The organism is Streptomyces spinosus (assembly GCF_020400655.1).
GTDB lineage: Bacteria > Actinomycetota > Actinomycetes > Streptomycetales > Streptomycetaceae > Streptomyces > Streptomyces argyrophylli.
On sequence record NZ_JAINRC010000027.1, the window covers coordinates 57048 to 70624 of the forward strand.

The following is a 13577-nucleotide window of genomic DNA, read 5'->3' on the forward strand; positions in this document are numbered from 1 at the left end:
GAAGGCATTGGTGCCCGCGGGCTTCGCGGCCCGCGGGCACCAGCGCCGATCCCCGTGATCTCGTACATCCTCCGCCGGACGTTCGCGGCAGTGATCCTGCTGCTGGTCGTCTCCGCGGTCACCTTTGCCATCTTCTTCCTGCTGCCACGGCTCGCCGGCCAGACAGCGGATCAGCTGGCGCAGCAGTACATCGGCAAGAGCCCGTCGAAGGCGGACATCGTCGCGGTCAAGCACAACCTCGGTCTGGACCAGCCCGTCTACGTCCAGTACTGGCACTTCATCAAGGGGATCGTGGCCGGCGCCGACTACAACCTCGGGCCCACCACGGTGCACTGCGACGTACCCTGCTTCGGCTACTCCTTCAAGGACCACGTCGCGGTCTGGCCGCAGCTCACCCAGCGCATTCCGATCACCCTGTCGCTGGCCGCCGGTGCCGCCGTGCTGTGGCTCGTCTCGGGTGTGGTCATCGGTGTCATCTCCGCTCTGAAGCCACGCTCGGTCTTCGACCGCACCTTCATGGGCATCGCGCTCGCCGGTGTCTCACTGCCCATGTTCTTCACGGGGAACCTGGCGATCCTGCTCTTCGTCTTCAACTGGCCGATCTTCGGACGTGACTACGTCCCGTTCACCGAGAACCCCGAGCAGTGGGCCAACACCCTGTTCCCCGCCTGGTGTTCGCTGGCGCTGCTGTACTCCGCCATCTACGCGCGGCTCACCCGCTCGGGCATGCTGGAGACGATGAACGAGGACTTCATCCGCACGGCCCGCGCCAAGGGCCTGCGCGAGCGCAACGTCGTCGTCCGGCACGGACTGCGCGCGGCCCTCACCCCGATCATCACCGTGTTCGGCATGGACCTCGGTCTGCTGCTCGGCGGTGCCGTGATCACCGAGAGCGTCTTCTCGCTGGGCGGTGTCGGCCAGTACGCGGTCCAGGGCATCACCGACAACGACCTGCCCAAGATCCTCGGCGTGACGCTGCTCGCCGCCTTCTTCGTCGTGATCGCAAACCTTGTGGTGGACGTGCTCTACGCCGCCGCCGACCCGCGGGTGAGGCTCTCGTGACCGAACTCTCCAAGACCGGTGCCGCGGTGGGCGAGCCCACCCACTCCGGCAAGGCGCCCGAAGCCTTCCTGGAGGTCCGCGACCTCAAGGTGCACTTCCCGACCGACGACGGCCTGGTGAAGTCCGTCGACGGGCTCAGCTTCTCGCTGGAGAAGGGCAAGACCCTCGCCATCGTGGGCGAGTCCGGCTCCGGCAAGTCCGTCACCTCGCAGGCCATCATGGGCCTGCACCGGCTCGGCACCCGCGGCAAGAACGTGCAGATGTCCGGCGAGATCTGGCTGGACGGCAAGGAACTGGTCTCCGCCGCCCCGGACGAGGTGCGCAAGCTCCGCGGCCGCGAGATGGCGATGATCTTCCAGGACCCGCTGTCCGCGATGCACCCCTACTACAAGGTCGGCGACCAGATCGTCGAGGCGTACCGGGTGCACCACGACGTCAGCAAGAAGGTCGCCCGCGCGCGGGCCGTCGAGATGCTCGACCGCGTCGGCATCCCCGAGCCCGCCAAGCGCGTCGACGGCTACCCGCACGAGTTCTCCGGCGGTATGCGCCAGCGCGCCATGATCGCCATGGCGCTGGTGAACAACCCCGAGCTGCTCATCGCGGACGAGCCGACCACCGCCCTCGACGTGACCGTCCAGGCGCAGATCCTCGACCTGATCCGTGACCTGCAGAAGGAGTTCGGCTCCGCGGTCATCATGATCACTCACGACCTCGGTGTGGTCGCCGAGATCGCCGACGACGTCCTCGTGATGTACGGCGGCCGGTGCGTGGAGCGCGGTCCGGCCGGCGAGGTCTTCGAACAGCCGCAGCACCCCTACACCTGGGGCCTGCTCGGCTCGATGCCCCGCATCGACCGCGAGACCTCCGAACGGCTCATCCCGGTCAAGGGCTCCCCGCCGAGCCTCATCAACGTCCCCTCGGGCTGCGCCTTCCACCCCCGCTGCCCGTACGCGGACATCCCCAAGGGGAACGTCACCCGCACGGTGCGCCCCGAGCTGGAGCAGGTGAGCACCGGGCACTGGTCCGCCTGCCACCTCTCGGCCGAGGACCGCCAGCGGATCTGGACCGAAGAGATTGCGCCCAAGCTGTGAGTGAGACCAAGAAGACGGACACCGTCGCCGAGGCCGAGGTCCCGAAGCAGGCGTCGGCTCCCGAGGAGCGGGACGTGCTGCTCAAGGTCGAGGGGCTGACCAAGCACTTCCCGATCAAGAAGGGCCTCCTGCAGCGCCAGGTCGGTGCCGTGAAGGCCGTCGACGGCATCGACTTCGAGGTGCGCAAGGGCGAGACCCTGGGCGTGGTCGGCGAGTCGGGCTGCGGCAAGTCGACCATGGGCCGGGTCATCACCCGCCTCCAGGACCCGACCGGCGGGAAGATCACCTTCGAGGGCCGGGACATCACGCGGCTGAGCACCGGGGACATGCGCCCGCTGCGCCGCGACATCCAGATGATCTTCCAGGACCCCTACGGCTCCCTGAACCCCCGGCACACCATCGGCTCGATCGTCTCGGCGCCCTTCCGGCTCCAGGGCGTCGAGCCCGAGGGCGGGGTGAAGAAGGAGGTCCAGCGGCTCCTCGACCTGGTCGGCCTCAGCCCCGAGCACTACAACCGCTACCCGCACGAGTTCTCCGGCGGCCAGCGCCAGCGCATCGGCATCGCCCGCGCGCTCGCCCTGAAGCCGAAGCTGGTCGTGGCGGACGAGCCGGTCTCCGCGCTGGACGTGTCGATCCAGGCGCAGGTCGTCAACCTGATGGACGACCTCCAGCAGGAGCTGGGCCTGACCTACGTGATCATCGCGCACGACCTCTCGGTCGTCCGGCACGTCTCGGACCGCATCGCGGTGATGTACCTCGGCAAGATCGTGGAGCTCGCCGACCGCACCTCGCTGTACGAGTCGCCGATGCACCCGTACACCAAGGCGCTGATGTCGGCCGTGCCGGTGCCGGACCCGAAGCGCCGGGGCCAGAAGAGCGAGCGGATCCTGCTGCGCGGCGATGTGCCCTCGCCCATCGCCCCGCCCTCCGGCTGCCGCTTCCACACCCGGTGCTGGAAGGCGACGCAGATCTGCAAGACCACCGAGCCTCAGCTCGTGGAGCTGCGGCCGGGCCAGCGGGTCGCCTGCCACCACCCCGAGAACTTCGCCGACCAGGCCCCGCAGGACACGGTCCTGCTGACGGCGGCGAAGGAGGCGTCGGAGCTGGTGCCGGACGCGGTGCTCTCCGAGGGTCCGGCCGGTGCGGAGCCGGAGTCGCGGAAGGAGACGGCCGCGCAGGAGACGGCCGCGGCCGAAGCGGCGGCGGTCTCCGAGAAGCCGGCGGTGTCCGAGGAGGCGGCGGTGTCCGAGGAGGCGGCTTCTGACAAGGCCGCGTCCGACGAGGTGGCTTCCGAGGAGAAGGTGGCTTCCGGGGAGAAGGCGGCTTCCGGCGAGGCGGCGTCCGAGAAGGAGGCGGCTTCCGAGGACGGGGCTTCCAAGGAGGCGGTCTCCGAGGACGAGGCTTCCGAGGAGGCGGCCTCTGAGGTGGCGGCTTCCGAGGAGGCGGCTCCTGCCAAGGCGGCTTCCGGCGAGGCGGTCAGCGGCAAGGCGGCGGCTTCCGGAGAAGAGGCTCCCACGGACGAGGCGGTCTCCGAGGGTGAGGCCTCCGACGAGGAGGCCGCCAAGGACGAGGCGGCTTCCGAGGCGGCGGCTTCCGGTGTGAAGACCGGTCCCGGTGCGAAGGTCTCGGCGGGGAAGGCCGCGCCCGCGGCCGACGCCCCCGCCGAGGAGCCCACCGCATCCACCGCCACCGGTGCCGCGGCCGACGTCCCGGCGGAGGACTCGGGCGACACCGGGGCCGTCGCCGAGGAGAGCGGCCGTGCGGCCGAGGCCGCCGGCGAGGCGTCCGGCGCCGGCTCCCAGGAGTCAACCGACAAGTAGCACATGACAACTAGGCAAAGTCATGTACATGCCTGAGCGGGGGAGTGCAGAGTCGTCCGTGCCCGGCCACTGATCGGCACGCTCGAAAGGGACGACACATGGCACTCTCCCGTTCGGCACGTCTGGGGGCTGTCGCGACCGCGGCAGCCTCCTTCCTCGTCGTCGCCGCCTCCTCCGCCCCCACCCCCGGCGCCCCCGGCATCGGCGACCCCTACTTCCCCCGGCTGGGCAACGGCGGCTTCGACGCCCGCCACTACGACCTGGACATCGCCTACGCCCCGGACACCGGCCGCCTGGACGGCCGTACCACCCTCACGGCCCGCGCCACCCAGACGCTCTCCTCCTTCGACCTCGACCTCCAGCAGCTGGAGGTCACCGGTGTCCGGGTCGACGGCAGACCGGCCCGGTTCACGCGCGACGGCGACGAGATCACCGTCACCCCGCGCCACCCCCTCCCCGAGGGACGGGACTTCACCGTCTCCGTGACCTACGGCGGTGTACCGCGGGCCCTCGGCGGGCCGATCATCTTCGGCTCCGACTACGGGTGGATGAAGACCCCCGACGGCGTCTTCGTCGCCTGCGAACCCAACGCCGCCTCCACCTGGTTCCCGTCCAGCGACCACCCCTCCGACAAGGCCACCTACGACATCCGCGTCAAGGCTCCCCGGGGCCTGACCGCCGTCTCCAACGGCCGGCTGGTGTCGACGTACGACAAGGGCGCCTCGACGTACACCCACTGGCGGGAGTCCAAGCCGATGGCGACCTACCTCGCCACCGCCACCATCGGGAAGTTCGACGTGCGCACCGGGCGCACCCCCGGCGGCATCCCCGTCTACGTCGCCATCGACCCCGTGCTCAAGGACAGCAACAGCGTCGACGTGTACGCCGTCACGGCCGCCGCCACCGACTACTGGTCGCAGGTCTTCGGGCCGTACCCCTTCGAGGAGACCGGCGCGATCGTCGACGACATGCCGCAGGCCGGGTTCTCGCTGGAGGTGCAGAGCAAGCCCGCCTACTCGGCCGTGCGCAACGAGTCGACCATCGTGCACGAGCTGGCCCACCAGTGGTTCGGCGACTCGGTGAGCGTGGCCCAGTGGAAGGACACCTGGCTCAACGAGGGCTTCGCCACCTACGCCCAGTGGTTGTGGGCCGAGCACCAGGGCACCCGCAGCGCCCACGACTCCTTCCTGGCCGGGTACGACTCCCGTCCCGCCGACTCCGCCTTCTGGCAGATCAAGGTCGCCGACCCGCAGCGGGACACGATGTTCGCCTCCGCCGTCTACCAGCGCGGCGCGATGACGCTCCAGGTGCTGCGCGAGCGGATCGGCGACACGGCCTTCTTCAAGCTGCTGCCGGCCTGGACGAAGCTCCACCGGTACGGCAACGCGGACACCGCCGACTTCATCCGCCTCGCCGAGCGCGTCAGCGGACAGCAGCTCGACGATCTCTTCGACACCTGGCTGTTCACCCCAAGGAAACCCGCCCTGTGAGCCTGGCTTTGTAAGGCCCACGCACTCGGGCGGGTGAGAATGTCAGGGTGCAGCTCCAGCAACTCTTCAGTCCCTCCGTCCAGCACACGCTCGATGTGATCGGCATCTTCGTCTTCGCGATCTCCGGCGCCCTGCTGGCCGTGCGGAAGAACTTCGACGTCTTCGGCATCGCCGTGCTCGCCGAGGTCACCGCGCTGGGCGGCGGGCTGTTCCGCGACCTGGTGATCGGGGCCGTACCCCCGGCCGCCTTCACGGACCTGGGGTACTTCGTCACCCCGCTGCTCGCCACGCTCGTCGTCTTCTTCCTCCATCCGCACGTGGAGCGCATCCAGGCGGCGGTGCTCGTCTTCGACGCGGCCGGCCTCGGTCTGTTCTGCGTCAGCGGTACGACGAAGGCGTACAGCTACGGCCTCGGCCTGACCGCGTCGGCGACGCTGGGCCTCGCCACCGCCGTGGGCGGCGGTGTCCTGCGGGACGTGCTGGCCAACGAGGTGCCCTCGCTGCTGCGCTGGGACCGCGACCTGTACGCGGTGCCGGCGATGGTCGGCGCCACGATGGTCGTGCTGTGCATCCGCTACGACGTCCTGACCCCGTTCACCAGCGGGCTGGCGGTGATCACGGCCTTCGTGCTGCGCCTGCTCGCGATGCGGTTCCACTGGCGAGCGCCGCGCGCGTGGAACCGCCGGTCGACGGTGACCGAGGAGTAGCCCCGGGAGCCCTCCCGGCGACCGAGGTGTCCCGGCCCCTGGCGTGGCCCTGGCCCATCTGGAGGGTCAGCCAGCGGAAGACGGTGTCGACCTGCGGACGCCACAGTGCCATGGTGTGACCGCCCGCGCTGCTCGGCAGGAACACCACCCGCACGGTGGTCGGCGCCTTGGCGACGGACTCCAGGGCCATGCCCGCCTGGTAGCCGTCGCCGGACTCGCCGGAGAGGTACAGCGCGATCGGGGGCGGCACGGCCTCGTGCCTGAGCAGCAGATAGGGGTTGTTCGCGGCGCGCAGGGCGGGGGTCTGGGCGGCGAGGGAGGCGCGCTCGCCGATCGGGTCGTTGTAGCCGGACATGCCCACGGCGGCCCGGTACCGGCCGGGGTGGGCCACGGCGAGCTTCACCGCGCAGTGCGCGCCCGCCGAGTACCCGGCCACCGCCCAGCCCCGCGGGGCGGGCTGGGCCCGGAAGTTGTCCACGACCATCTTCGGGACGTCGACGCTGAGCCAGCTGTCGGCGTCGACCTGCCCCGGGATGTTGGCGCAGCCCGTGTCCACGCCGGCCAGCAGGTTGGTGCGCGGGGCGACGAGGATGAACGGCGCCACCCGGCCGCTCCTCATCAGCGGCAGCAACTGCTCGTGCGCCTTGAGCGACCCGAACCACGCCTTCGCGGAACCGGGGTAGCCCGGCAGCAGCTCGACCACGGGGAACCTCTTGTTCCGGTAGGCCGGTTCGCCGTACTGCGGCGGCAGCCAGACGTAGACCTCGGCGTTCACGCCGGAGACCCGGCCCCTGAGCTGGGTGACGCGGACCCCGCCGGCCGCGCGCATGCCCGGCCCGTCGGCGGCCGTGAAGGTCTGCCTGACCTTCGGCAGCCGGGTCACCGTGATGCCGCCGGTGCCGTCCCTGCCGAGGTCGGCGGCCCGCTGGACGTGGTTACCGGTGCCGAGCAGGTCGGCCCAGTTGTCGTAGAGGTTGTTCTGGTTGTTGACCAGCACGAAGACCAGGGTGACGGCCGTGCCCTGGGCGAACAGCAGCATGAGGACCCGGGCCGTGATCCGCAGGGGCTCGGGCCCGCGCATCCGCGACCACAGGACGAGCGGCAGTATGAGGGCGACGACCGAGAGCAGGACGGTCGTGTAGAGGAACGGAGTCCCGGTGAGGCTCATGTCCCCATAGAGGGCGATCCGCCGCCGGGGGTTGTGGACAGGTCCGGACACTTACCGAGAAATTGCCGGAAGCTCACCCGGGGGCGGGAGCGGAACGACCACCGGACACCCCATCATCAGGGTAGAAAGCTACCGCTTAGTAGTTTTCTGCTGTACCGTGCAGCCATGCCAGAAGCAGCTTCCGCCCCTTCCCCGTCGCGGGCCCTGATCGGCGACAGCGAGTTCGACCGGGACACGGCGGTGACCCGGCGCGGGCCCGGCGCCTACGACACCGACCTCTCGGCCGGCTGGACCATCCTCGGCGCCGTCAACGGCGGCTACCTGCTGGCCGTGCTCGGCCGGGCCCTCGCGGACACCCTCCCGCACCCGGACCCCTTCTCCGTCACCGCCCACTACCTGACCGCCTCCCGGCCCGGCCCGGCGGTCGTCCGCACCGAGACCGTCCGCACCGGCCGCACCCTCTCCACCGGCCAGGCCTCGCTCTTCCAGTACGACGACGAGGGCAACGAGGTCGAACGCATCCGTGTCCTCGCCTCCTACGGCGACCTCGCCACCCTCCCCGACGACGTCCGCACGACCGCCACCCCGCCCGCGATGCCCCCGCTGGAGCAGTGCTTCGGCCCCGAGGACGGACCGTCCCCGGTCGAGGGCGGCTCCGCCATCGCCGGCCGGCTGATGCTCAAGCTCGACCCCGCCACCCTCGGCTGGGCGCTCGGCACCCCCTCCGGCAACGGCGAGATGCGCGCCTGGTTCGGCCTCGCCGACGGACGGGACGCCGACCCGCTCTCGCTGCTCCTCGCCGTGGACGCCCTGCCGCCCACCGCCTTCGAGCTGGGCCTCAAGGGCTGGGTGCCGACCGTGGAACTCACCGTGCACGTCCGCCACCGCCCGGCCCCCGGCCCGCTGCGGGTGTCCATCACCACCCGCAACCTGGCCGGAGGCTTCCTGGAGGAGGACGCCGAGGTGTGGGACAGCGCCGACCGCCTGGTCGCCCAGTCCCGTCAGCTGGCCCGGGTCAGGCTCGGCTGAGCGGCTCGCGCCCCAGCCAGGCCGCCAGCCGCTCGTAGGGGCCGGCTGCCGGCGGCGCCTCGCGGCGGGCTCCGAAGGGGGTCTCCGTGTCGCGGGGCCGGGAATCCGGCAGCACGGCACGGGCCGTCGCGAGCGCGAACTCGGCCAGTTCCGCGTCGAGTTCGCCGGCGGCCACGCCGATCGCCTCGGCCAGGTCCCAGGTGTGCGTGACGATCTCCATGACGTAACCGGAGAGCGCCGCGTGGCCGGGGACCTCGCCCCAGGGCACCCGCACCGGGGTCACCATGCGTGCGTCGCTCTCCCAGGCCGTGAGGACACGGGCCCGCACCTCGTCGTAGGCCGCGGCCCAGCCGTCGTCCCCGACGCCGTCCGCGCTCGGGTCCACGGCGAGCCCGTCACCGCCCTCGCCCACCACCGCGATCCGCCGGGTGCCGCCGACGACGTGGCTCAGCAGACCCCGGACGTCGAACTCGGTACAGGGTGTCGGCCGGGTCAGGTCTTCGGGGCGCACGGTCTTGATCAGGGCGGCCGCCTGCTCGGTGGCGCGGGCGTACACGGGACGCGGGTCGATGAAGCCGGTGCCGGTCATGGTGTCTCTCCTTCGGTCGGTGAGGCGAGGATGCCCGGATAACCTGACAACCGGCGTCATGATTTGTGCGGCACCCCGCGGCGGCGCGATCCTGGCGCGGTGAAGTCCGACCGGCTGCTGTCGATCCTGCTGCTCCTCCAGACCCGGGGCCGTGTCCCCGCGCCCGAACTCGCCGACCGGCTGGAGGTGTCGGTCCGCACCATCTACCGGGACGTCGAGGCACTGTCCGCCGCCGGCGTCCCGGTGTACGCCGAGCGCGGCCGGCACGGCGGCATCGAACTCCTCCCCGGCTTCCGCACCGACGTCACCGGGCTGACCGCCGACGAGTCCCGCGCGCTGTTCGTCCTGGCCGCGCAGGGCGCCCATGCCGCGCTCGGCCTCGACGCGGCCCTCGGCTCGGCCCTGCGCAAGGTGATGGCCGCGCTGCCGGCGCCGCACCGGCCCGCCGCCGAGGTCACCAGCCGTCGCGTCCTGGTCGACGCCAGCCGCTGGAAGAGCGGCCCGCGGCAGGCCGTCGACCTCGACGTGCTCCAGGACGCGGTCTTCTCCGACCGGCGCCTGAGACTGCGCTACCGGCACAGCGGGGAGCCGGAACCGCGGACGTACACGGTGGACCCCTACGGCCTCGTCGCCAAGGCCGGCGTCTGGTACCTGGTCGCCGACCGGCGCGGCGGCCCCCGGCTGTTCCGCGCCGACCGGGTGCACTCGGCCCGGCTGCTCGACGAGCCCGCACGGCGCAGGGTCGGGGTCGAACTCGCCGACGTCTGGGAGCTGTTGCGCCGGCAGGTGGAGGAAGGCGGGAACGAGGTCGAGGTCACCGTGCGGGTACGGCGGGAACTGCTCGACATGTTCCGGCGCATGGCCGCCGCACAGCTGACGGCTCCGCCCGAGGACGACGGCGCGAGCGAGTGGGTCACCGCCCGGCTGGCCTACCCGGTGCTGCGCGCGGTGCGTCAGCTCCTCGCGTTCTCCGACCGGGTGGAGATCCTGGACCCGCCGGAGGCCCGCGCGGAACTGCTGGCCGGGGCGCGCTCCGTCGCGGCCCTGTACGAGCAGGGCTGAGCGGCCCGGGCGCTGCGCGACGGCTCAGTCCGGCCAGTGGGTGCGGCCGATGCTGATGAGCCGCAGCTGGCGGGTGGCGAGCTGGGCCACCCGCTCCCGCTCCTGTGCCGGGGCCTCCAGCGCCTCGAGGAACAGGGAGGCGGTGATGAGCATCTGGTCGACGTAGAGGTGCGCGAGCATCAGCAGGTCGTCGTCGCTCCATCCCGCCGCCTCCGGGTCCTTGGCCAGCTCGGCCTTCACCTCCTCGGCGAACCGCTGCAGTTGGGCCCGGATGGCCTCGCGCACCGGCTGGACCCCGCCATGTCGTTCCCGGGCGATAAAGCGGACATGCGCGGGGTACGCGTCTACGTGACGGGCGATCAACTCGACGGCCCGCGCGATGCGTTCCTCGCTGTCGCCCGTCGTGGACACCGTCGTCCGCACCATCGGATGCAGGCTGCCCAGCGCCTCGTCGACCAAGGCGACCCCGAGGTCGGCGGTCGAGCGGAAGTGCCGGTAGAAGGCCGTCGGGGCGACACCGACGGCCCGGGTGACCTCGCGCAGACCCAGGCTGCTCAGGCTCTGTTCCTCCAGCAGCGCGAGGGCCGCGTCGAGGAACGCCTGCCGGGTCTTCTGCTTCTGGGCCTGCCGGATGCCGAGGGTGTGACTCATGTCATCCAGTTAACAACTGTTCTCTGGAATTGGAAAGCCGTCAGGAGCGCTAGACTCGAAGTCAGTGAACAACTGTTACTACAACTGTTCACCCAAACTTCACACCGGCCGAACACGAGGCATATCGGAGGGGGGATCTGATCCCATGCTGTTCCTCGTCGCCGCACTCATGCTGCTCGGCGTCGTGCTGGGCACCGTCGCCCACGCGCCGCTGACCGTCACCGCCGTCCTGGCCGCCGTCATCGCCGTCTGGCTCGGCGTCTTCGCGATCCGCGAGCGCCACGGGCGTCGCCGCCGCACCTCGGCCAACTGACCCGGGACCCCCGGCCAGCCGACCACCGGAAAGCACCCCAGGAGCTGAGCGTCATGCACCTCACCGCACCGGCCACCGGCCGCACCCGCACCGACACCCGCCCGCGCCCCCGCGACGCCGACGGCATGGCCGTCGCGTCCTTCATCCTCGGCCTCCTCGGCCTGCTCGTGCTCAACCTCTTCCTCGGCCCGGTCGCCGTCGTCCTGGCCGCGGTCGCCCTCTGGCGCGGCACGTCCCGCCGGGGCCGCGCCTACCTCGGTCTGGCCCTGGGCGTCGCCGACCTGGCGGTCCTGCTGATCGCGATGGAAGTCTCGGGCACGGTGTCCTGGAGCCTGTGACGTCCCCCGGCGCGCCATGGCGCACCACGGACGACTACACGGCCCAGGCCCCCGCCGCACCCGTACCGCCGCGGTGCGCGCCATACCCGCCGTGGGCAATCGTTCCGCAGGGCGGAACGGGTGGGCACGGCCCACAGCGCCGGGTGCGCCGCCACCAAGCCCAGGTGCGGCCGACGCGAGGCGCCCAGGCGCGGCCAGCGCAAGGGGCCCAGGCGTGGCCGGCGCAAGGCGCGGAGCCGACGGCACGCCCTCGCGGCCGAAGCCGACCGCGGGGGAGCCGTAGAATCGCCTCACCATGGCTTACCTCGACCACGCCGCGACCACCCCGATGCTCCCGGAGGCGGCGGAGGCATTCACCGCCCAGTTGAGCATCACGGGCAACGCCTCCTCCCTCCACGCATCCGGCCGCCAGGCCCGCCGTACGGTCGAGGAGTCCCGTGAGACCCTCGCGGAAGCCCTCGGCGCCCGCCCCAGCGAGGTCGTCCTCACCTCCGGCGGCACCGAGGCCGACAACCTCGCCGTCAAGGGCCTGTACTGGTCCCGCCGCGACGCCGACCCGGCCCGCACCCGCGTCCTGGCCAGTCCCGTCGAGCACCACGCCGTGCTGGACGCCGTGCACTGGCTCGGCGAGCACGAGGGCGCCACCGTCGAGTACCTCCCCGTCGACTCCTACGGCCGTGTCCACCCCGAGGCGCTGCGCGAGGCCATCGCCCGCAACCCCGCCGACGTCGCCCTGGCCACCGTGATGTGGGCCAACAACGAGATCGGCACGCTCATGCCGGTCCGGGAACTGGCCGACGTCGCCGCCGAGTTCGGCATCCCGCTGCACGCCGACGCGGTCCAGGCCTTCGGTCAGGTCCCGGTCGACTTCGAGGCCTCGGGCCTGGCCGCCATGACCGTCTCCGGGCACAAGATCGGCGGGCCGTACGGCATCGGCGCGCTGGTCCTCGGCCGCGAGCACACTCCCGTACCCGTCCTGCACGGCGGCGGCCAGGAGCGGCATGTGCGCTCCGGCACGCTGGACGTCCCGGCCATCGCCTCCTTCGCCGTCGCCGGCCGGCTCGCCGCCGAACAGCGCGAGTGGTTCGCGCGCGAGGTCGGCGCCCTGCGCGACCAGCTGATCGACGCCGTGCGCCGCGCCGTACCGGACGCGATCCTCGGCGGCGACCCGGCGCCCGAGGGGCGGCTCCCGGCCAACGCCCACTTCACCTTCCCCGGCTGCGAGGGCGACTCCCTGCTGCTCCTGCTGGACGCTCAGGGCATCGAGTGCTCCACCGGCTCCGCCTGTACCGCGGGCGTCGCCCAGCCCAGCCATGTCCTCCTCGCCACCGGCACCGACCCCGACCTGGCCCGCGGCACCCTGCGCTTCTCCCTCGGCCACACCTCCACACAGGCGGACGTCGAGGCCGTGGCCAAGGCGATCGGTCCGGCGGTGGAACGCGCCCGCGCGGCCGGGCTCACGTAGCCGCGCGGGGGGACGCGGACGCCCGTGCCCTTTCCCGCTCGGCCTTCTCCCGCTCGGCCCGGACCAGGCGCATGTACCGGTCCCAGTCCCAGAACCGCCCCGGATCGGTGTGGTCCGTGCCCGGCACCTCCACGTGCCCGATGACGTGCTCGCGGTCCACGGGCATGCCGTACCGCGCGCATATCGCCGCCGTCAGCCGCGCCGAGGACGCGTACATCGCGGCGGTGAAGGAGGAGGCGTCCTCCACGAAGCCCTCGTGCTCTATCCCGACGCTGCGTTCGTTGTACTCCCGGTTGCCCGCGTGGAAGGCCACGTCCAGCTCCCGGACCAGCTGGGTGACCCGCCCGTCCTTGCGCACGATGTAGTGCGCCGCCGCCCCGTGCCCCGGGTCCCGGAAGACCTTCACCGCGGACGCGTAGCCGCCCTGCGTGACATGGATGACCACCCGGTCCACCCGGTAGTCGGACGGCCGGTCCGCGACCCGGTAGTTCGCGGCCGACGCCCCCACCCAGCGCGCGCCCCGGAAGTCCACCGCGCCCGCCACCCGCGGCTTGTCCACCCCGGGCATCCGCCACCACAGCCGGGACAGCTCCTGACGGGCCAGCACGGCCGTGCCCACGGCCGCCGCGGCCCCGCCGACCAGCAGCGCCCGCCGCCCCAGCCGCCGGTCCGCGTCGTCCTTCGCCGTGCCCATGCCCGCCCCCGTCACCGCCGGTGTCACCGGCCCCGTCGTCACCCTCTGCGACCGTCAACGGATACCAGGCCGACGGGGTTCCCGCGCCCCGTACCCTG

The 13577-nt window shown here is 71.9% G+C and carries 14 protein-coding genes; 10 read left to right on the top strand and 4 right to left on the bottom strand.

What is annotated here, in order from left to right; all coding sequences use genetic code 11:
* Positions 1-54 precede the first annotated feature (54 nt).
* The 5 genes from LG395_RS36975 (at position 55) to LG395_RS36995 (ending at position 6170) form a co-directional block, all read left to right on the top strand.
* A complete protein-coding gene (locus LG395_RS36975) occupies positions 55-1062 on the top strand; it encodes an ABC transporter permease (protein ID WP_171152614.1) in 1008 nt (335 codons plus the stop codon).
* Positions 1059-2153: an ABC transporter ATP-binding protein gene (locus LG395_RS36980; protein WP_171152612.1), complete on the top strand. Its 1095-nt coding sequence runs from the start codon at positions 1059-1061 to the stop codon at positions 2151-2153. The genes LG395_RS36975 and LG395_RS36980 overlap by 4 nt, the downstream gene beginning before the upstream one ends.
* Positions 2150-3973, top strand: a complete 1824-nt coding sequence (locus tag LG395_RS36985) for a dipeptide ABC transporter ATP-binding protein (protein ID WP_225813366.1) — start codon at positions 2150-2152, stop codon at positions 3971-3973. The genes LG395_RS36980 and LG395_RS36985 overlap by 4 nt, the downstream gene beginning before the upstream one ends.
* A 98-nt stretch (positions 3974-4071) precedes the next feature.
* Entirely contained in the window at positions 4072-5463 is a 1392-nt protein-coding gene (locus tag LG395_RS36990; RefSeq protein ID WP_225813367.1) for a M1 family metallopeptidase, read from the top strand.
* A 47-nt stretch (positions 5464-5510) separates the two neighbouring features.
* Positions 5511-6170 (top strand): trimeric intracellular cation channel family protein, encoded by a 660-nt coding sequence (locus LG395_RS36995; protein ID WP_103811275.1) that lies wholly within the window; start codon positions 5511-5513, stop codon positions 6168-6170.
* Here the strand turns inward: LG395_RS36995 and LG395_RS37000 are convergent.
* Complete coding sequence (locus LG395_RS37000; RefSeq protein WP_225813368.1) at positions 6079-7338, bottom strand: alpha/beta hydrolase; 1260 nt, start codon at positions 7336-7338, stop codon at positions 6079-6081. The two genes, LG395_RS36995 and LG395_RS37000, sit on opposite strands and share 92 nt — an antisense overlap.
* A gap of 165 nt (positions 7339-7503) precedes the next feature.
* Here LG395_RS37000 and LG395_RS37005 point away from each other — a divergent pair, with 165 nt between their 5' ends.
* Positions 7504-8367, top strand: a complete 864-nt coding sequence (locus LG395_RS37005) for a thioesterase family protein (RefSeq protein WP_171152605.1) — start codon at positions 7504-7506, stop codon at positions 8365-8367.
* On the opposite strand, the gene LG395_RS37010 is transcribed toward LG395_RS37005, so the two are convergent.
* Positions 8354-8956 carry a TIGR03086 family metal-binding protein gene (locus LG395_RS37010; RefSeq protein ID WP_225813369.1) on the bottom strand — a complete coding sequence of 201 codons (603 nt, stop codon included), beginning with the start codon at positions 8954-8956 and terminating at the stop codon, positions 8354-8356. The two genes, LG395_RS37005 and LG395_RS37010, sit on opposite strands and share 14 nt — an antisense overlap.
* A 99-nt stretch (positions 8957-9055) precedes the next feature.
* On the opposite strand from LG395_RS37010, the gene LG395_RS37015 reads away from it, so the two are divergent.
* The gene (locus LG395_RS37015; RefSeq protein WP_225813370.1) at positions 9056-10018 is read left to right on the top strand and encodes a helix-turn-helix transcriptional regulator; all 963 of its coding nucleotides are present in this window, start codon (positions 9056-9058) and stop codon (positions 10016-10018) included.
* A 24-nt stretch (positions 10019-10042) separates the two neighbouring features.
* Here LG395_RS37015 and LG395_RS37020 read toward each other — a convergent pair whose 3' ends face one another.
* Positions 10043-10669 (bottom strand): TetR family transcriptional regulator, encoded by a 627-nt coding sequence (locus tag LG395_RS37020; RefSeq protein WP_171152599.1) that lies wholly within the window; start codon positions 10667-10669, stop codon positions 10043-10045.
* Between the two features lie 145 nt (positions 10670-10814).
* Here LG395_RS37020 and LG395_RS37025 point away from each other — a divergent pair, with 145 nt between their 5' ends.
* The 3 genes from LG395_RS37025 to LG395_RS37035 all read left to right on the top strand — a co-directional run bounded on the left by LG395_RS37025 (position 10815) and on the right by LG395_RS37035 (position 12785).
* The gene (locus LG395_RS37025; protein WP_171152597.1) at positions 10815-10982 is read left to right on the top strand and encodes a hypothetical protein; all 168 of its coding nucleotides are present in this window, start codon (positions 10815-10817) and stop codon (positions 10980-10982) included.
* A 53-nt stretch (positions 10983-11035) separates the two neighbouring features.
* Positions 11036-11320, top strand: a complete 285-nt coding sequence (locus LG395_RS37030; protein WP_171152596.1) for a DUF4190 domain-containing protein — start codon at positions 11036-11038, stop codon at positions 11318-11320.
* Between the two features lie 295 nt (positions 11321-11615).
* Positions 11616-12785 (top strand): cysteine desulfurase family protein, encoded by a 1170-nt coding sequence (locus LG395_RS37035; RefSeq protein WP_225813372.1) that lies wholly within the window; start codon positions 11616-11618, stop codon positions 12783-12785.
* Here the strand turns inward: LG395_RS37035 and LG395_RS37040 are convergent.
* Positions 12778-13479: an N-acetylmuramoyl-L-alanine amidase gene (locus LG395_RS37040; protein ID WP_225813374.1), complete on the bottom strand. Its 702-nt coding sequence runs from the start codon at positions 13477-13479 to the stop codon at positions 12778-12780. The two genes, LG395_RS37035 and LG395_RS37040, sit on opposite strands and share 8 nt — an antisense overlap.
* Between the last annotated feature and the right edge of the window lie 98 nt (positions 13480-13577).